General features: G+C 68.6%; 16 protein-coding genes and 5 pseudogenes. 10 read left to right on the forward strand and 11 right to left on the reverse strand.

Features of this window, described 5'->3' with window-relative positions:
* Positions 1-160 precede the first annotated feature (160 nt).
* Positions 161-1,426, forward strand: a complete 1,266-nt coding sequence (locus tag ACWFR1_RS38200) for an IS701 family transposase (protein ID WP_453560183.1) — start codon at positions 161-163, stop codon at positions 1,424-1,426.
* Between the two features lie 111 nt (positions 1,427-1,537).
* On the opposite strand, the gene ACWFR1_RS38205 is transcribed toward ACWFR1_RS38200, so the two are convergent.
* The 5 genes from ACWFR1_RS38205 to ACWFR1_RS38225 all read right to left on the reverse strand — a co-directional run bounded on the left by ACWFR1_RS38205 (position 1,538) and on the right by ACWFR1_RS38225 (position 4,910).
* The gene (locus ACWFR1_RS38205; protein WP_453560185.1) at positions 1,538-1,768 is read right to left on the reverse strand and encodes a hypothetical protein; all 231 of its coding nucleotides are present in this window, start codon (positions 1,766-1,768) and stop codon (positions 1,538-1,540) included.
* A 156-nt stretch (positions 1,769-1,924) separates the two neighbouring features.
* Positions 1,925-2,422 carry a hypothetical protein gene (locus tag ACWFR1_RS38210; protein ID WP_453560187.1) on the reverse strand — a complete coding sequence of 166 codons (498 nt, stop codon included), beginning with the start codon at positions 2,420-2,422 and terminating at the stop codon, positions 1,925-1,927.
* 206 nt (positions 2,423-2,628) lie between these two features.
* On the reverse strand, positions 2,629-3,408 hold the full coding sequence (locus tag ACWFR1_RS38215; RefSeq protein ID WP_453560190.1) for a hypothetical protein: 780 nt from the start codon (positions 3,406-3,408) through the stop codon (positions 2,629-2,631).
* Positions 3,409-3,651: 243 nt separating this feature from the next.
* Entirely contained in the window at positions 3,652-4,260 is a 609-nt protein-coding gene (locus ACWFR1_RS38220) for a hypothetical protein (protein WP_453560192.1), read from the reverse strand.
* On the reverse strand, positions 4,257-4,910 hold the full coding sequence (locus tag ACWFR1_RS38225) for a hypothetical protein (RefSeq protein WP_453560195.1): 654 nt from the start codon (positions 4,908-4,910) through the stop codon (positions 4,257-4,259). The genes ACWFR1_RS38220 and ACWFR1_RS38225 overlap by 4 nt, the downstream gene beginning before the upstream one ends.
* 348 nt (positions 4,911-5,258) lie before the next feature.
* On the opposite strand from ACWFR1_RS38225, the gene ACWFR1_RS38230 reads away from it, so the two are divergent.
* Positions 5,259-7,814: a phosphatidylinositol-specific phospholipase C domain-containing protein gene (locus ACWFR1_RS38230; protein WP_453560197.1), complete on the forward strand. Its 2,556-nt coding sequence runs from the start codon at positions 5,259-5,261 to the stop codon at positions 7,812-7,814.
* Between the two features lie 150 nt (positions 7,815-7,964).
* Here ACWFR1_RS38230 and ACWFR1_RS38235 read toward each other — a convergent pair whose 3' ends face one another.
* A complete protein-coding gene (locus tag ACWFR1_RS38235) occupies positions 7,965-8,387 on the reverse strand; it encodes a DUF4232 domain-containing protein (RefSeq protein ID WP_453560199.1) in 423 nt (140 codons plus the stop codon).
* Between ACWFR1_RS38235 and ACWFR1_RS38240 the strand changes: the two genes are divergently transcribed.
* Positions 8,386-8,718, forward strand: a complete 333-nt coding sequence (locus ACWFR1_RS38240; RefSeq protein ID WP_453560201.1) for a hypothetical protein — start codon at positions 8,386-8,388, stop codon at positions 8,716-8,718. The two genes, ACWFR1_RS38235 and ACWFR1_RS38240, sit on opposite strands and share 2 nt — an antisense overlap.
* A 242-nt stretch (positions 8,719-8,960) precedes the next feature.
* On the opposite strand, the pseudogene ACWFR1_RS38245 reads toward ACWFR1_RS38240, so the two are convergent.
* Both ACWFR1_RS38245 and ACWFR1_RS38250 read right to left on the reverse strand, forming a co-directional pair.
* A pseudogene (locus tag ACWFR1_RS38245) lies at positions 8,961-9,173 on the reverse strand (family 1 glycosylhydrolase); the annotation flags it as partial.
* Between the two features lie 12 nt (positions 9,174-9,185).
* Complete coding sequence (locus ACWFR1_RS38250; RefSeq protein WP_453560204.1) at positions 9,186-9,665, reverse strand: hypothetical protein; 480 nt, start codon at positions 9,663-9,665, stop codon at positions 9,186-9,188.
* A 59-nt stretch (positions 9,666-9,724) separates the two neighbouring features.
* On the opposite strand from ACWFR1_RS38250, the pseudogene ACWFR1_RS38255 reads away from it, so the two are divergent.
* Both ACWFR1_RS38255 and ACWFR1_RS38260 read left to right on the forward strand, forming a co-directional pair.
* Positions 9,725-9,853 (forward strand): annotated as a pseudogene (locus ACWFR1_RS38255) (SUMF1/EgtB/PvdO family nonheme iron enzyme); the annotation flags it as partial.
* 397 nt (positions 9,854-10,250) lie between these two features.
* A pseudogene (locus ACWFR1_RS38260) lies at positions 10,251-10,715 on the forward strand (ATP-binding cassette domain-containing protein); the annotation flags it as partial.
* A gap of 171 nt (positions 10,716-10,886) precedes the next feature.
* Here ACWFR1_RS38260 and ACWFR1_RS38265 read toward each other — a convergent pair.
* Positions 10,887-11,699: a hypothetical protein gene (locus tag ACWFR1_RS38265; RefSeq protein ID WP_453560206.1), complete on the reverse strand. Its 813-nt coding sequence runs from the start codon at positions 11,697-11,699 to the stop codon at positions 10,887-10,889.
* A 360-nt stretch (positions 11,700-12,059) separates the two neighbouring features.
* Between ACWFR1_RS38265 and ACWFR1_RS38270 the strand changes: the two genes are divergently transcribed.
* Both ACWFR1_RS38270 and ACWFR1_RS38275 read left to right on the forward strand, forming a co-directional pair.
* Entirely contained in the window at positions 12,060-12,428 is a 369-nt protein-coding gene (locus ACWFR1_RS38270; protein ID WP_453560208.1) for a VOC family protein, read from the forward strand.
* A gap of 379 nt (positions 12,429-12,807) precedes the next feature.
* A complete protein-coding gene (locus ACWFR1_RS38275) occupies positions 12,808-12,984 on the forward strand; it encodes a hypothetical protein (protein ID WP_453560210.1) in 177 nt (58 codons plus the stop codon).
* A 797-nt stretch (positions 12,985-13,781) separates the two neighbouring features.
* On the opposite strand, the gene ACWFR1_RS38280 is transcribed toward ACWFR1_RS38275, so the two are convergent.
* Together ACWFR1_RS38280 and ACWFR1_RS38285 are read right to left on the reverse strand one after the other, a co-directional pair.
* Positions 13,782-14,189, reverse strand: a complete 408-nt coding sequence (locus ACWFR1_RS38280) for a DUF3224 domain-containing protein (RefSeq protein ID WP_453560212.1) — start codon at positions 14,187-14,189, stop codon at positions 13,782-13,784.
* A 231-nt stretch (positions 14,190-14,420) separates the two neighbouring features.
* Positions 14,421-15,553 (reverse strand): annotated as a pseudogene (locus tag ACWFR1_RS38285) (IS630 family transposase); the annotation flags it as partial.
* A 246-nt stretch (positions 15,554-15,799) separates the two neighbouring features.
* On the opposite strand from ACWFR1_RS38285, the gene ACWFR1_RS38290 reads away from it, so the two are divergent.
* From ACWFR1_RS38290 to ACWFR1_RS38300, 3 genes and pseudogenes are all read left to right on the forward strand, one after another.
* The gene (locus ACWFR1_RS38290) at positions 15,800-16,258 is read left to right on the forward strand and encodes a Crp/Fnr family transcriptional regulator (RefSeq protein ID WP_453560215.1); all 459 of its coding nucleotides are present in this window, start codon (positions 15,800-15,802) and stop codon (positions 16,256-16,258) included.
* A 26-nt stretch (positions 16,259-16,284) separates the two neighbouring features.
* Positions 16,285-16,923 (forward strand): CBS domain-containing protein, encoded by a 639-nt coding sequence (locus tag ACWFR1_RS38295; protein WP_453560218.1) that lies wholly within the window; start codon positions 16,285-16,287, stop codon positions 16,921-16,923.
* 51 nt (positions 16,924-16,974) lie between these two features.
* A pseudogene (locus tag ACWFR1_RS38300) lies at positions 16,975-17,080 on the forward strand (DNA-binding response regulator); the annotation flags it as partial.

Here is a 17,080-nt window from a genome sequence, read left to right on the forward strand (position 1 = left end):
ACGTCCACACACCCCGCAAGACGGGCACTGCCACGTCCCGGAACAAGAAGTCGACCACTCCTCGCCCACGCCGCACAGGTTAAAGATCAAGCTAGTAGGGCTTGGTCAGGTTCAGTCGTTGGTGGCGTGTCCAGATGAGTGGCTGTGTCGTTGATCGGATGTGACACCTGAGGACTTGGCCGCGGTGCGGTGTGATCTGGAGGATTTCGCGGCGGAGGTTTTCGAGCCGTTCGCGCGGAACGACCAGCGTCGGTGGGGGCAGGTCTACCTGCGTGGGCTGCTGGCCGACGGGCAGCGTAAGTCGGTCGAGCCGATGGCAGCCCGGCTGGGTGAGGACGGGAACCGGCAGGCCCTGGCCCACTTCATCACCACCAGCCCGTGGGATCCGGCACATGTGCGGGCCCGGCTGGCCTGGAGAATGGAAGCGGCGATCCGGCCGAGTGCGCTGATCTTCGATGACACCGGGTTCCTCAAGGACGGAAACGCCTCGGCGTGCGTGTCCCGGCAGTACACCGGCACCGCGGGCAAGGTCACCAACTGCCAAGTGGGGGTCTCGTTGCACCTGGCGTCCGACCATGCCTCGGCAGCGGTCAATTGGCGGCTGTTCCTGCCCGAGACCTGGGATCCCGCTTCGCCGAAGGCGGACCCGGACAAGGCTGCCCGCCGCACCGCCTGCGGCATCCCCGACGACGTCCGGCACGTGGAGAAGTGGCAACTCGCACTCGACATGCTCGACGAGACCCGCTCCTGGGGTATCGAGGTGCCGCTGGCCATCGCGGACGCCGGATACGGAGACGCCGCGGCATTCCGGCACGGCCTGCAGGCCCGCGGCCTCCACTACGTCGTGGGAATCTCCACCACCCTCTCGGCCCAGCCCGGCGAGGCAGTGCCGGTGACCGAGCCCTACCGCGGGAACGGACGGCCGCCCGTTGCGAAGTGCCCGGACAAGCCGCGGTCGGTGAAACAGCTGGTCATCGCGGCGGGCCGGAAGGCGGCGAAGCCGGTGCAATGGCGCGAGGGCTCCCGGCCCGGCACCGGCCGCAGCGGCTTGAAGCGGATGTACTCGCGGTTTGTGACCATGCGGATCCGGCCTGCCGGACGCGAGGTCCGCCAGGCCGTTGACGGCCCGGAGCTGCCCGAGTGCTGGCTCCTCGCCGAGTGGCCGGCCGACCAGGCCGAACCCGTCCAGTTCTGGCTGTCCGACCTGCCCGCCGACACCCCGCTGACCACCCTGGCCCGCCTGGCCAAGCTCCGCTGGCGCATCGAGCACGACTACCGCGAGATGAAACAGGCCCTGGGACTTGCCCACTTCGAGGGCCGCACCTGGGGCGGCTGGCACCACCACGTCACCCTCGCCTCCGTCGCCCACGCCTTCTGCACCCTCCAGCGGCTGGCCAGAGCCCCAAAAGACACGGCGCCGGCCTGAGCCTCTACCGGATCGTCCGCGAACTACAGACTCTCCTCGCCACCTGGAACGGCGCCTACCCCACCTGTCACCGCGACATACCCACGGCGATACCAACCTGACCAAGCCCTACTAGTGCCGGCGCACGACCTCGGCGATCGAGATCAACTCCACGCGCTGCTCGTCCTCCAGGCCCTCGCCCGTCATGTTGTTCATGGCCTCACGGACCACCTTGGCGATCTCGTACTTCCGGTGGTTGTTGCCCGTCAGGAACGGCATCAGCTTGCTGATCGGTGTCGTCGTCACGCCGGGCAGCAACAACAGTTCCACCGCTCGCAGCAGCTTCTCCCGGTCTCCGCTCATCCCGCCCCGTCCCCCTCTGCTCGCTGATCTGGCCGCCCGACCGTACATCGGCGAAGCCGACTCCGGGAGGGGCTTTCGAGACGTAGCCGAACCGGGCACTTCGGGGACTCGGGCCCTGGCTCGGAGGAGTTTGACGTCGTTACGGAGGGAGGTGGTCTACGCGTTCCGGCGGAGCCGTTCCTCGGCTTCGGCGGGTGTGTCGTAGTAGCCGGGCCGGGCCAGCAGGACCGTGGTGAAGTAGTGGCCCTGTTCTTCGTCCGGGTCCTCGTCGGCTGCGAACAGACGCCAGAAGCTCAGCAGGAGGTCGGGGGCGACGAAGGAAGCGGGGTCGTCCTGATCGGCCTCGATCGTCGTGTGTTCGCGCATGCGGGCAACCACCTCGCGGGCCGGCAGCGCGAAGACGTCCACGTCGCGGAAGACCACCCGGTCTGTCGTGGCCATCGGACGGGCGAGCTCAACCGCCTGGAGCTCGCCCCGCATGCAGTGCATGCTGACCATCAGTCCGCTCGGCCGGAAGATGTGCTGTCCTGGCCGATCTGATTCCGAGATCTCGGAGAGATCGCGGAGCGAGTCCAGCGCGGTGTTGGCGTCCTGCCGGGTCATACCGATACGGAGGGGGCCGACGCCGACAGGTGGTGCGAGGTGGAGATCCATGCGGGCATGATGCCAAAGGCCACTGTCATCATCGCGTGGGCTTCGGGACCGGGGTTTGAGTCAGCCTCCGGGAAGCCCCGCTGGATCGGCCGGACGGGATGCCGACGGCCGACACCCGGCCCCCGGGGATGTGGCGCGCAGAGACTCCGGCGCCATGCCCAGGTCTCGTACTCTGATGGTCGTCGATGAGGGCGGCTTCTCCGGGGTCAGCTGCTCCGCTTCCCCGCGTGGGGAAGGCACGCTTGCGCTGGCTGCCTGGCGTGGGTACACAGCCCGCACCAGTCCTCGTTCCGCCACACGCCACCCGTCACCGCGTGCCGTAGCGCATCGACCGTGGTCGCCAGCTTCTCGGCCCGCTCCGTAAAGCAGCGCGCGACCCAAATATCCTCTTCGCCCCACCACTTGTGAAGCTTCAGATGAATCGCGGTCTCGCTGCCGACCCACCACCTGTCGGCGGGCCCAGTCGCCTCGACGTCGAGGGCGGGGAGGCCGGCTTCGGCGACCGTCGGTTCCTGGCTGGATTCGGTGGCAACAGCGTAGGTCACATGGGGCCAGCCTCGAGCCTGCGACAACTGGGCGTGGGCCTCCAGGCGTTGAAGGATGCTGCTGTTGATGATCCGGGTACGTCCCGCGAGCGTCATGGCGGTGCGCTGGTCCGGGAGGACATCGACCGACCAGGCCTGGTCACCATCGTGGATGCCTTGGAAGGTCCAGCCGTCGATGCCGAGGTAGATGGTGGCCTCGCCGCCCAGGCCGTGTTCCATGCCGTTGGAGCCGAGGAGCGGATACCACAGGCCGCCGTAGCGTTCCTCGAAACGAATCATCGCCTCGATGGCCTCGGGCGGCACGGCTGCCTCATCCCCGTCGGAAGTCTCCGCGCGGGCCAGTGCACGTATACGGTCGGCGGGCATCTCAGCGCCGCGCCGCGCCCGCGCCAGAAGAGTCGCGACGCGGGGCGACAAGCGGGGGTCATCGAGGATGTGCACGTCAATACGCTAGTGGGTCGGCTCAGTCGTCTCGATCAACTGCCAACCATCTTGTCCAGTCACGGTCACTCGACTCCGTGCGCTCAACTGGCCAAGGACAACGCTCAGTGGCCAACCGGAACGCTCAGCCACAGCAGCGGACGACCAACCATCAGCCTCTACGCCTCCACGAGTTGAACCTCAGTAGTTCGTCCGTCGAGCACCGCTCATGGCGGAGTCGGGTACTGGAACTGTCCGAATGCCTCAGCCATGGCGGACCCATGAGGTGAACTCGTCGGCGAAGCCGGGCGGGTTGGCGGCTTCGGTCTGCCGGGCGATCGGCTCGTAGTACTCCAGCTCGTGGACGATCACCGGCACGGCTCGACCGACAGATCTTTCGATGGCGCCGGTCGTATGGAGGGTTCGAGCGAGCCGGCAGCAGGTCTGGTTGAAGCAGGCCTCGATCTGCGCGGCGAGTGGCCCGATGACCGCATCCCGGCGGGCAAGGTCGGTCGGCTCGTCGTACCAGAGTCCGAGGTCGCTGATCCACTCCTGGCGAGCTGCGGCCCCGGCGGGGTCGCTGGTCAGGTCGCCGACCACAGCCAGCTCGTTCTGGATCCAGAAGGCGTAGTTCCATCGGGCTTCTGCCTGGTCAGAGGCGCACTGGATGCTGTGACGGGCCTGAGTCTCAGTGTTGTAGCCGATCGTCAATGTCGGCTGCCGAGGGTCGTCGTCCTCGTTGTCGATGAGGAAGGAGACAGCGTAGATGTCGCCGATATCGGCGGCCGGGATGGATGCGAGGGCCCTCTCGACGAGATGCTGGAGGTGTTCGTTGAACGTCTTGGTCGGCGGGGGCGTGTCGGTCGGGCTCATGAGTCCCACTCGTCGCAGTACTCGATGTGGATCTCGCGCGCGTTGCCGAGCGTGCCGTCGTTGGAGTGGAGCTGTGTGCAGAAGTGCGGGTAGCTCGGATGGGCGGGGACGTGTCCGGGGCCGCTTCGGGCGACGTCGAAGAAGTGCCGGGCGGTCTCCCTGAACACCTTCGCGCTGCCGGTCATGAACAGGGTCTCGGCGTGGAGATGCTGGTGGAACAGATCCCGGTTCTCCCGGTAGTGCCGCGCCTCCTGATCGATCACGGCTTCGTCGGTGTGTCCTGCGCCGGGCAGCGTCACAGTCTGCGGACGCCCTGGCCCGAGCCGTCCTCGTAGTTCCTTCCAGCGGGAGGGTGCGAACTGGAGCGAGTGGTGCAGCAGCACGAGATCAAGCTGCCGTGTGGCGTCTTCTGGCAGCGCGTGGGAGGGGCCACGGTTCCCCCGCATCGGCAGGTGGACCAGCGAGCGCGGTGAAGAGGCGGCGAGCATCCACAGCCCACCGATTCGCTGGGCGGCGTCCTGATCGAGAGAGGTGCTCAGGTACCGATCGTGGTCGATGAGCACTGCGTGGGCCAGGGGCCGGGCGGGTCGGATGACCTTGAACTCCGTGGAGCCGAGCCGTGCTTGGTGGATGGTGATGGGTAGCTTCACTGGTTCTCCGGGACGCGGCGGCTGACATCGGCGGCGTAAGAGGCCCGATCGCCGGCTGATGCCTTCTGCCAGGGGGCGGCGACTTGGATACGGACGCCGAGCACCCGGGCGAGTATGGCAGCGGGTAGCTCGACGGCGCGACGAGCTTACGGACGGCCTTCCACGCACTTGCGCGCCGGTCAGCCGTTAGCCGCGCGTTATCGAAACGACAGCAGGGTGCGGGATGCTCGCGAAAGGCCTGTCGCCCTGCGGGTAGGAAGCTCCGTCTTTTCAGCTTCTCGAAGATTAGCAAACCCCGCACGAGGCATCGAGGACAGATTTGTGTGAACGCATTCTTGGAGATCCTGCGTGAGACGTTACCTTGCGAAGAGCATCGGGTGGCACAAAGCCGTCACCCTGCTCACCACCCTCATCGCCATGACCGGAATCCTCACCGTCCTGGCGCCCGGAACGGCATGGGCGCTGGATGACGACACGGACAACCCGGCCTACCGGTCCCTGGGGAAGGCGAACAATCCCGACTGGATGAAGGGTGTCGACGGCGAGACGCCGCTCGGCTGGCTGTCCGTGCCGGGCACCCACGACACGCTGTCGATCCGCGGGGGCGACAGCACGTACACGCAGCAGAACGGCGGCCCCAGCGCCGAGACGCTCGCCGCTCAGCTCCAGGCGGGCATCAGGTCCATCGACATCCGCGTGCGGGCCATCGGCGGAAGTTTCACGATCCACCACGGCGCGATCTATCAGGACGCGAACTTCGCCGATGTCCTCCGGGTGCTGAACGACTTCCTTTCGGCGCATCCCACCGAAACAGTCATGATGCACATGCGGGCCGAATGCGACAACAGCAGCGAAGCCGTCGAGGTCTGCAACGACGAACCGCAGAGTACGACCGACGCGCAACGCGTCGAGATCTTCCGCACGTATATCGACGGAGACCCGAATGCCAAGAGATTCTGGGGGCCGTCGGTCAGCGGGGTGGCTCAGGCAGCCGTTCCGAAGCTGAGTGATGTACGCGGAAAGATCGTCCTGGAGCGCTTCCGCAACATAGGCGCGGACAGCGCCAAGTACGGCATCAACGGCGACAGCATCTCCATCCAGGACGACTGGAAGGTGGCGACGATCCTCCCCGGCGACATCGACGCCAAGGTCCGGAAGGTCACCGATCACCTCACCGCGGCGGACAACGACAACGACGCCCACCGCATCTACGTGAACCACACGAGCGGCTCCAGCGCCTTCGCCTATCCCAAGGCCGTCGCGGACCGGGTCAACGAGAAGGTTCTCGGGCCGCTGGGCGAAGCGAGGAACCGTACAGGCGAGATCATGATGGACTACCCCGGTTACGCCATGATCAATACGATCATCGCCGCGAACCGGCCGTGGGGCGGCCCGGTATGGCAGACGCCGCGGCTCACGGTCATGCCCCTGGGCGATTCGATCACCCTGGGCGTGGGCAGCACCACCCGGACCGGATACCGGCCCGCCCTGGCGCAGGGACTCGCCCAGCGTTCGGGCGGCGTGGTGGAGTTCGTGGGTTCGCTGGTCGACGCCGACGGAGTGACGCGTCACGAAGGGCATTCGGGCTGGCGCATCGACGAGTTGCAGGCGAACATCGAGACGTGGCTGGCCGCGGCGAAGCCCAATCTGATCACGCTGCACATCGGCACCAACGACATGAACCGCAACTACCAGGTGGCGACCGCGCCCCAGCGACTGGCCACGCTCATCGACCAGATCCATACGGCCTCGCCCGACACCGTGGTCGTGGTCGCCACCCTGGTACCGGCAACCGACCCTGCGGTCCAGGCCCGGATCGACACCTACAACCAGGCGATCCCCGGGATCGTCCTGGACCGTTTCCAGCGGGGCTACAAGATCCAGCAGGTCGGTATGGGCTCACTGACCACGGACGACCTCAACGACAACCTGCATCCCAACAACAGCGGCTACACCAAGATGACGAACGCGTTCCTGCGCGGCATCGGGGAGGCCGCCAACAAGGGCTGGATCAAGGAGACCGTCGACGTCAAGCCCGCGCCGCCCCGCCAGGCAGGCAACTCCGGGGACTACGACGTGGACGTCAACGGCGACGGCCGGGCCGACTACCTGGTCGTGGACGACAACGGGGCCGTCCGCGCCTGGCTCAACACCGCCCATCCCACCACCGGAGCCGTCGAGTGGACCGACCAGGGCTACATCGCCTCCGGCTCCAACGACTGGTCGGCCGGCCAGGTCCGTTTCGCCGACGTCGGCGGCGACGCCCGCGTCGACTACCTGATCGTGGACCCCGCCAACGGGGCGGTCCGCGCCTTCGTCAACATGGGCGGCGACGGCCGCGGCGGCTGGCAGGACAGGGGCTTCATCGCCACCGGCTCCAGCGGGTGGACCGGCGACCAGGTCCGCTTCGCCGACGTCGGCGGTGACGCCCGCGCCGACTACCTCGTCGTCGGCCCCGACGGCGCCACCCGCGCCCTGCTCAACACCACCGACGCCATTACCGGCGTCATCCAGTGGACCGACCAGGGCGTCATCGCCTCCGGCTCCGGTACGTGGACGGGCAACCAGGTCCGCTTCGCCGACATCGGCGGCGACGCCCGCGCCGACTACCTCGTCGTCGGCGACCAGGGCGCCACCCGCGCGTACGTCAACACCGGTGGAAACGGCCGCGGCGGCTGGTCGGACCAAGGCGTCATCGCCACCGGCTCCTCGACCTGGCTCGCCGGCCAGATCCGCTTCGCCGACATCAACGCCGACGGCCGCGCCGACTACCTCGTCCTGGACGACAGCGGCGCCATCCACGCCTACTTCCACACCACCAGCACCACCGGAACCGTCAAGTGGGCCGACCAGGGAGTGATCGCCACCGGCACCGGAGCCCCCGGCTACCGCGTCCACATCTAGAACCTGCCCCACTCCGACCACTCGCCCCCGCCGGCTTCCCGGCGGGGGCGAGTGCTGTCAGGCAGTCAGTCAGTTCACCACGCGGGGCCGCTCGGCATGGAGCCCCACCCAGGGGCAGGCCAGCCGGGCGGCCCAGTCGGCGAACGTACGTCAGGACTGCGTCACGGGCCGCATGGCGAGGCCCTCGGTACCCGCCCAGTACGTGACGCGCTGCCCGTCGTCGGCCGGGAACGACGCCACGGGCATGGGCAGGTCGACCGGCTTGTCCGGCTCGGCCTCCCCACCGGGGCTGCCGAGGCCGAGGGTCATGGACTTCACGTCGTAGGTGTCCATGTGCCCGCCGGTCGCGAGCAGACCGGCGTACGCCTTCTCGCCGGGAGCGAGGGTGAGGACCTCGCCGGAGTCGGTCCCCTGCTTGACCGGGGCCGGGCCCGTGGCGTCGCCGAGCGTGACCTCGGGGGCGCCCTGGATCTCGCACTTCTTGCCGCTGGTGTTGGTGGCGACGAGGAGGATGTGCCGGACCGGCTCGCCCTTCCCGTCGTAGTTCGTGGCGGAGACGGACAGGTCCTTCATGGTGCAGAGGAGGATGCTGGAGCTGTCGTCGCCGCCGGTTCCACCATCCTGTTCGCCTTCGCTGCTGCTGCCGCTGCCGGGCTGCTTCGACGGCGTCGTACTCGGCTTCGCCGGACTCGTCGTCGCCGGCGGCTTCGCCGGACTCGACGAGGTCGTCGGACTCGGCCGGTCCGAGGGCTTGGAGCCACCCACGGGGTCACCCTCGTCGGGCCCGCACGCCGTGGTCGTCAGGAGCACGGCGACCGCCGCGGCACCCAGAGCGTACGTCTTCCAAGCGTTGGGACTCTTGCGGATTCTGCGAGCAGCGGCGTTCATCGTCATCCCCCTGTGAGCAGCGGTGCTCGGCCCACGCCGAACAGACGGCAGACCGATCCCGGCGGCCGACCTCTCATCGGCCTTCGACTTCTTGACGCCCTTGCTCGACCGGCGGTTCCCGCGACAGCCGGGGGCGACACGCACCCCACGCCCGCCGCCCCCATGACCGATCTGCCCGGACCCCGACCAACACCCACGAGACCGGCGTCGCGCCTCTGCCGCCGGAGGGGCGGCCGACGCGGCGCCTGTCCGATGCCCTCAAACCTCCCCGGGCACCACTCGGGTGCGCCCGACGGCGCCGAGCCAGGCAGCCGAGGGCTTCGGGGTACGGACGAAGGTCTCGCGGTCGACGGCGATCAGGCCGAAGGTGGGCTCGTAGCGGCCCCATTCGTAGTTGTCCCGGGCGCTCCAGTGGAAGTGGCCGCGGACGCCGACGCCGTCGTTCATGGCGTCGGCGAGGGACTCCAGGGCGCCGGTGGTGTACTAGATGCGGCGGGTGTCGTCGGCGGTCGCGATGCCGTTCTCCGTGACGATCAGCAGGGTGCCGGTGGCGACGGAAGCGCTGTGGCGTACCGCATCCCCCACTGCCTGCGGGTAGTACTCCCATCCCATGAGGGTCCGTTCCGCGTCCTCGGGCACGGGCAACCGGCCCTTCGGACCGATGACAGTCCGGGCGTACGCCTGCACGCCGAGCCAGTCGTCACCACGGGCGGCTTCGAGGAAGACGTCCACACGCGGGTGCCGGAATGCCTCGGCGACCTTCTCTGATCCGGGCAGGGCCTTGCACACCCGGTTGGCGACGGACCAGCCGGTACTGGCCTGCGGGGCAAGGGACTTCACCGCTTCGACGGCGCGGGCGTGCGCCCGAACCAGTGCGTCGGTGGTGGCCTCGTCCGGTGCCGGCGGGTCCTCGGCGAAGTCCACGGCCTGGCCCGAGGCGAGCGCGGCCTGCGCGGCCGCCATGACGGCGAAAATGTCGGGTTCGCGCGTGGGGCGACGAACTCACCCCCCAGAGACGGTGGTTGTGCAACATCTGGCAGGGCTCATTCCCGCACACCAACACCGGCGCGGACGGCTGGCTGGCGACCGCTCCTGTGCGTGCGTACCTGCCCAACGGCCTCGGCCTGTACGAGGTGGCCGGGAACGTGTGGGAGTGGTGCGGGGACTGGTTCGCGCCCGACTACCACGCCCACTCCCCCGCAGCGGCGAGCAACCGGGGCGGCTCGGCAGGGAGTTCGATGTGCTCGCGGTCGTACCCTTCGGTCCGCGGGCGCGGCCTCGATGACCGAGGTCAGTGCGTCGTCGAGCCGGGTCGGGATCACGCGCGAGCTACCCTCGCCCTGATTTGGAGGTGTACGCACGAACTCGCCGACAACCGGCATGTGTTGAGCCGCACCGGGGTCGAGCGAAAGGAGCGCGCCGTCGTTCTTGAGCAGTACCGCCCCTCGTGTGGCGACCTCGCGGGCCAGGTCGTGGTGAGCCGCCCCTCGCGGGGCCGGCGTCGGCGTCGCCCGCGGGGCCCCCTGACCGTGCTCGGGTGCCAACGGCCGCGGAAAGTCGACGCTGCTGCGCGCCGCCGCCGGTCTCGATCCGATGGAGTCCGGCCGCGCCACCGTGGACGGCAGGCCCACGGGCCCGCTCGACATCGCCGTGATCTTCCAGCACATCCACCTCGTCCGCCGCCGCACCGTCCTCGACAACGTGTGCACCGGCGCTCTCGGCCCGCTCTCGCTGCGCCGGTCGCTCGTCCCCGCGCTGTTCCCCCGTGAGCTGCGCGAGGAGGCCATGGCCTGCCTGGACCGGGTCGGCCTGGCCGACCGCGCGCACGACCGCGCCGGCAGCCTCTCCGGCGGCCAGCAGCAGCGCGTCGCCGTCGCCCGGGGCATGTGTCAGCACCCCCGGGTCCTACTCGCCGACGAGCCGGTCTCGGCACTGGATCCCGCCACGTCCGAGCAGGTCCTCACGCTGCTCGCCGAACTCGCCCGGGTGGAACGGCTGACATCGGGTTCCTGATCAACCAGTCCACCAGGCTGTTCGAGTTCGACGAGATACTCACCCACATCCTCGTGGTCGTCGTCCTGATCGTCGCCGTCGACCGCGTCTCCGCCACCGTCCGCAAGCGCCTGTCCTGACAGGCAATCGGCCGGCCCGCGACGCGACATGACGACGGGGAGGAAGACCGCTTCAGCCGTCGAGGAGGAAGGCGACCGCCATCACGGCATGGAGGACGATCAGACCACCGCAGCAGAAGACCAGGACGGCGCCCGCATACGTGTTCACCAGGTGCGTGAACGGCGACGCCGGCACCAGCACGTCCGCCGGGTCCTCCCGGGGGTGGGCCACGGTGATCGTGGGGCCGGCCTCGCCGTGCAGGAAGCCGCGGTACGTCCCCGTCGCGTCCGGGTAGACGTACCCCCCGCGGGACATCGTCGCCCGGGTGGCGGTCAGTATGACGCCGTGTCGGTACAGCCGGCGTTCCCGCCGCGCGCGGATCACCCCGTACAGGCCCAGCCACAGGCCCAGCCAGGCGAAGCCGCCGATCGGGACCGTGAGGAGCACCAGGTCCCACTCGCCCAGCGAGCCGGCCACCACACAGAGGACGACGAGCGCCAGCAGGTGCCACAGCATGCCGCGCCGGATCCGGCGATGGAACCTCGTCCGCCAGGTGGGGGCGAGCGAGCGGACCACTGCAAACGGGGCCCCGTCGACGTCGTCGCTGTCCGTCCGGTTCGCCAGGATCGCGTTGACCCCGTCGGCGAAGACGGTGGCCGCCGTCTCGTCCACGTCGTCGATGCGGTGGACACGCTGTGTCGCCCCGGCCTTCGCCCGCAGTTCGATCAGGACCGAGCGGCCCTCGACACGTACCCGGCTCAGCCCGTCGGGGGTGAAGGTGACCTGCTCGCGCGGGAGGTCGAGGACCAGTCCGATGTCCTCGGCGGACAGGACGGCCCCGCCTCGGCCTCGGAGCACCGGGAGGGAGGAGATGGAGGTCGACATGGGCATGATCGTAGGGCGGTTTGCCGGATCCCCCGCTCGTCCGGCCCTTCCAGGGGAGGAGGGCACCGACATATCGGCCCGACACCAGCCCGGGAGCCACCAGCAGCGCGCCACCAAAGGCCGATGGCGAAGGGAGTAGTCCGCTTCCGCCTCGCGGGCCGTCGCCACGGCGGGGCCTCGGGCAAGGAGATACTCCTGGCTGGGCCGTCACCTTTGAACAGCCCCCATCGGCGTCCCGCCCGTCATCGGCCGTGTCGTACTACCCCTGTGCTGTGGATCATCCGGCGACGGGCCTTGCCGATGAGTTCACCGTCCTCGAACGGTCTGCCCGATGACACGACCGTTCTCGACAGGAGAGACATGTCCACCATCCAGCCTGTGATCATTACCGCCAACCAGGAAGTGCTGCTCGACTTCTATACGCAACTGTTCGGTGCTGAGGAGATCTTCCGCGTACCCGAGGAAGGCCCGACCTTCTACCTCGGCTTGCGCATCGGCGACACCGACCTCGGCCTGGTGGCCAAGGAGGCCCCGGGGACCGGGGCGGCGCCCCGGATCCTGCTCAGCATCGGTGTCGACGACGTCGACGAGACGCTCGGGCGGGTGGAGGCGCTGGGCGGCTCGCTCCGCAGCGGCCCCAACGACATGCCGTGGGGACAGCGCGTCGCCCACATCCAGGACCCCGACGGCAACCCATTGAACCTCACCCAGCCCATCCCGCCCCGGTAGCCGTTCCGCGGCCCTCGCGGCGGACGAGAGCCTCCGAGCGCGGGGCTCGGAATCGGCGACGGTCACAGGATCGTCCCCGTCGCGATCCCGGCCGAGGAAAACTGCGGCGGCCAGGGCGCCGAGGCCGACAGCCGGCACGTCGACCAGGATGCGGTCACGGCGGGCGGCGGTGGCGGGGCTCAGTGTGGTCTCACAGCTGTGAGTCCGAATGACCGTCACGGGACCACTGCCTGGAAGCGACGAGCTGTCACCGGAGGAAGACGCTCACGCCCCGTTCCTCGAAGATCTCCAGGATCAGGTCGGACACCGTAACCTCACGATCGCCTGCAGGCACGCGCTCCATCAACCGTGCCCGAGCCTCGGCCGAGGATTGCTGCCGGTGCGGGCCAACGGACAGACGGGCTTCGCCGCCTATCAGCGCGGCGACGCCGGCGTGTTCGAGCTGCACACCCTGCAGGTGTTCACGGTCACGGCCCGCGGCATCAGCCGTGTCTCGGTCTTCCAGGACGCCGACGTGTTCGCCGCCTTCGGCTTGGCACAGCAGGTCGACGGCTGATCGCTCGCACCTGCCGGGCGGTCCGTCCGGCAGGTGCGAGCACATCGGGCGACGGGGCTGACGTCGGATCAGCTGGCGGACTTGACCGCGCTGTTGTGGTACGCGGCGAAAAGCCAGGCTCCGTCGCGCTTCTCCAACACCCAGGTCGCGTACACGATCCGTCGGCGGGAACCTCGGACTCGCCGGGGAAGAAAATGCCGGCCTCGCACACGACGATCGCTCCGTCGCGGCCCAGGTACCGGATCCCCAGCTGCCGGTTGTTCGTCGTGGTGCCCCTCAGGTAGGAGGCGAACCCCACCGCCATGCCCTGGCGGACCTCCTCGCGGGAGGCGCGGTAGGAGCCGGGCATGATCGCGGTCGCTTCCTGCGTGTAGTCGGCGACGAAGGCGTCGGCGGTCGCCAGCGTCCCATGCCTTGTAGAGGCTCTCCAGGACGGCGTTGATCGCGGCCGTGTCGTTCGCGCGGTTGTCGGACATCGCTCTCTCCAGTCGTTGCACGTGGTCGGGACCGAAGGGCCCGTGAGTACATACCGGCGTCCCTTCCGGGACTCATCGCGCGAACCTCGAGATCTTTTCTGCGGGTCCACCGTGGTGGTGGGGAGGGGGGCGGACGTGGAGGGGGCGGACGGGCTCACTGGATCCCACGGGACACGGTCGTCGGCCTTCGTACTGGTCGAGTGCCTCTGCTCCGGTCGAGGCAGCACAAGATCAGACGAAGGCCGTCCTCACGTCCCGGAAACCCTCATTCGGCTAGCACGCTCGGAGTGAGCGCAGTTCGAGGCCGACAAGACCCGCCGTTCAGCCGATCCGGTAGTCGAACCAGATGCGATGTGTGCCGTCCGCGTCCACGGCCATCCCTCCGGCACCGGAGATCCCGGCCAGCTCGCGGGTGCCGCTCGAAGGCACGATGGTGAAGAACTCCGCTGTGCGGTCGCTACCGGACGTTGTCGCCGAGTGCGCGAAGTTGAAAGCCCCCTCCCGCCCCTGCAACGAGCCTTCGAACGACTCCATGGCCACGTAGGTGCCGACGCCCGTCGACTGGTCGAACGCGGCAGTGAAGAGGGTCGCCGAGCGTCCGACGACCTCTCCCTCGAAGTGCTTCTCCAGCATCGCGATACCCACTGGCAGCCCAGTGGCCACAGCCGGTTCGGGTTCCAACGCAGTCGGAACGAACGCTTTGACGGTGAAAGTTGCCGTAGCTCTCATGCGCCGACCGTACCGAGGCGGTCTGACAGTGCAGCCGGACCGCACACGACCTCAGCACCCAGAAGCGACAGCGGGGAGGCCGGAGCAGTCAGCCGCGGGCGGCGCAGCGGCCTCTGCCGGCACCCCCATACCCGCTGCCTCTGAACCCTGGGGCAGGAACGGCCGGCGGCCTCGTGATCCTCGCCGGAGGGCTGAGCATCGCCCTCGGCGTCTGGGCAGACCTCGGGGCGGGTGACCTGGTTCGGAGATCCTGTCGCAGTAGCGGCAGATGCGGTCGAGGATCTGGTCGGCTGTCTTGGTCCACTTGAAGGGCCGGGCCTCGTCGTTCCAGACCTTGATCCACTCTTCGAGTGCGGCCTTGAGGTCGTCGAGTGAGCAGAACACCCCGCGTGCGAGACATCGTCGTTCCAGCTCGGCGAACCACCGCTCGACCTGGTTGATCCACGACGAGTAGGTCGGGGTGAAGTGGAGCCGGAACCGGGGGCGCGCGAGCAGCCACTTGTGCACCACGAGAGCCTTGTGGGCGGAGAGATTGTCGCAGATCACGTGGACCGCCAGGTGCTTGCCGGTCTGGCGGTCGATCTCGTCGAGGAAGTCACGGAAGTCCACGGCCCGGTGCTGAGCGGACAGCTTCGTGATCACCTTGCCGGTTGCGGTGTTCAGGGCAGCGAACAGGTCGACGGTGCCGTGCCGGACGTAGTCGAAGCTGCGGCGCTCGGGAACTCCCGGGATCATCGGCAGGACTGGCGCGGTCCGCTCCAGTGCCTGGATCTGCGGCTTCTCGTCCACCGCGAACACCACGGCGTTCGCCGGCGGGGCGAGGTGGAGGCCGACGACGTCGCGGATCTTGTCGATCAGGAACGGGTCCGGGGAGATCTTGAAAGTCTCGGTCCGCCGCCACGGCTGGAGACCGAAGGCGTGCCATCCTCAGCACACTCGCGGGCGAGACGCCCACGACCTTGGCCAGCTCCCGCTTGGACCAGCGCGTGCCCGCAGGGGGGTGTCTCCTCCAGGGTGCGGACCACCACCTCTTCCACCTGGGCGTCGGTGATGGTCCGCGGCACCCCGGGCCGCGGTTCGTCCGCGAGTCCGTCCAGCCGCTGGGCCAGGAACCGTGTGCGCCAGCGGCGCACGGTGTCTCTGCCGACACCGAGTCGCGCAGCGACCACGGTGTTGTTCCAGCCGTTCGCGCACGCCAGCACGATGCGTGCGCGAGCGGCCAGCCCCTGCGCGGTCGAGCGGCGCTTGGCAACAAGCGGAGCGCGAGTTCGGCGTAGAGGTGGAAGAAATCGAGCGGCAGCGGTGACGTCGTACGCACGCCGCCGGCGTGGCCCGGGTCGGACCCAGGCTTCGGTGTACGGCATCAGGTCGACAGCTGCAGCAGCTCGCACGCTGCGAGCACGGTTCACCGACATCGCCTGTGACCGCAGCGGGGCGCATCACGGCGGCGACCGGTCGTGCCAGGGATGTCCCGCTGCTCTTCCCACTCTCTCGCCATGCCGACCGGCCGCGTCGGCGACCGAGAGGTACGAAGAGGGGGCCATCCGGCCCTCCCTCTCCCCATGATGTGGAGCGGAAACTGAATGCGGACACCGATGAGGAGGTCCCCGATGAGCTCTCTTGCTTCCCCTCGGCTCACAACAGCTCTGTCCGCCGACCAACATGACCGGCTGATGGCATGCGGCGGCTCGGTGGACCTCCCTGAAGGCACCCGGCTGTTCGAGGAGGGCGATTCCGCCCGGCGCTTCTGGATCCTTCGGACGGGCACGGTCACCTTGGACGTCGCCGTGCCTGGCACACCGCCGGCAGTGATCGACACCGTGAATGCGGGTGAGCTGCTCGGATGGTCTTGGCTGTTTCCCCCGTATCGCTGGCACTTCGGTGCGGAGTCCATGACACGTGTGCGGGCGTACGAGTTCGATGCACTGACCGTGCGCATGATGATGGACGCCGACCCTGCTCTCGGCTCCGCCCTCGGGCATCTCGTCGGGCAGACGCTCGCTCGTCGCCTCGTCTCCGCCCGAGTACGACTGCTCGATCTGTACGCCCCGCACGGCAGCGGCCTGTAGACCATCGTCCACCCCCGGAGAACGCCATGTCTGCCTCGCACTACACCGTCAGCGACGTCATGACCCACACCGCCATCGCGATCGGCCGTGACGCGCCCTACAAGGAAATCGTCGCTCTCTTGGACCAGTGGAAGGTGAGTGCCCTTCCCGTCCTTGAGGGAGAGGGACGAGTCGTCGGAGTCGTGTCGGAGGCGGATCTCCTGCCGAAGGAGGAGTTCCGGCTCGACGAGCCCCGCCCGGACGAATTCGCCGAGGCGGCCAAGGCCGGAGCCCTGCGGGCCGGTGAGCTCATGTCGAGTCCGGCCGTGACCGTCCACCCGGACGCCACGCTCGCCGAGGCGGCACGCATCATGGCCACCCGGAAGGTGAAGCGGTTGCCGGTGGTGAACGGCATCGGGATGCTGGAAGGGGTCGTCAGCCGGAGCGACCTGCTCAAGGTGTTCCTCCGAACGGACGGCGAGATCGAGGAGGAGATCCGCCGTTCCATCCTCGGCGAGTCGGCCGCCCCGGCAGGGATCGACGTGTCCGTACTGGAGGGTGTGGCCACCCTTCACGGTGCGCTCGTCGAACGGTCGCTGGTTCCGCTGCTCGCCCGCGCTGTGCGGGCGGTGGAAGGTGTCGTCGACGTGCGGATGGATCTCGGTGCCCACGAAGACGCCGTATGACGGACAATCCTTGTGGGGGCCGAAACGAACCCACCGACCGCAGGGGGCGCCATGTCCGATCCGCCGGCAGCCGGCACACCCACGCGGGTCTTCCTCGTCGACGACCACGAGGTCGTCCGCCGGGGCCTTCGTGACCTGATCGACGACGAGCCCGACC

The sequence above is a fragment of the Streptomyces sp. NPDC055103 genome (assembly GCF_053607625.1).

Bases quoted from the DNA above. Each gene is read 5' to 3' on its own strand.
- ACWFR1_RS38205 (WP_453560185.1), bottom strand. From the start codon at position 1,768: ATGAGCGGAGACCGGGAGAAGCTGCTGCGAGCGGTGGAACTGTTGTTG.
- ACWFR1_RS38210 (WP_453560187.1), bottom strand. From the start codon at position 2,422: ATGGATCTCCACCTCGCACCACCTGTCGGCGTCGGCCCCCTCCGTATC.
- ACWFR1_RS38220 (WP_453560192.1), bottom strand. From the start codon at position 4,260: ATGAGCCCGACCGACACGCCCCCGCCGACCAAGACGTTCAACGAACAC.
- ACWFR1_RS38240 (WP_453560201.1), top strand. From the start codon at position 8,386: ATGGTGCAGAGGAGGATGCTGGAGCTGTCGTCGCCGCCGGTTCCACCA.
- ACWFR1_RS38235 (WP_453560199.1), bottom strand. From the start codon at position 8,387: ATGAAGGACCTGTCCGTCTCCGCCACGAACTACGACGGGAAGGGCGAG.
- ACWFR1_RS38250 (WP_453560204.1), bottom strand. From the start codon at position 9,665: ATGGCGGCCGCGCAGGCCGCGCTCGCCTCGGGCCAGGCCGTGGACTTC.
- ACWFR1_RS38265 (WP_453560206.1), bottom strand. From the start codon at position 11,699: ATGTCGACCTCCATCTCCTCCCTCCCGGTGCTCCGAGGCCGAGGCGGG.
- ACWFR1_RS38270 (WP_453560208.1), top strand. From the start codon at position 12,060: ATGTCCACCATCCAGCCTGTGATCATTACCGCCAACCAGGAAGTGCTG.
- ACWFR1_RS38280 (WP_453560212.1), bottom strand. From the start codon at position 14,189: ATGAGAGCTACGGCAACTTTCACCGTCAAAGCGTTCGTTCCGACTGCG.
- ACWFR1_RS38290 (WP_453560215.1), top strand. From the start codon at position 15,800: ATGAGCTCTCTTGCTTCCCCTCGGCTCACAACAGCTCTGTCCGCCGAC.
- ACWFR1_RS38295 (WP_453560218.1), top strand. From the start codon at position 16,285: ATGTCTGCCTCGCACTACACCGTCAGCGACGTCATGACCCACACCGCC.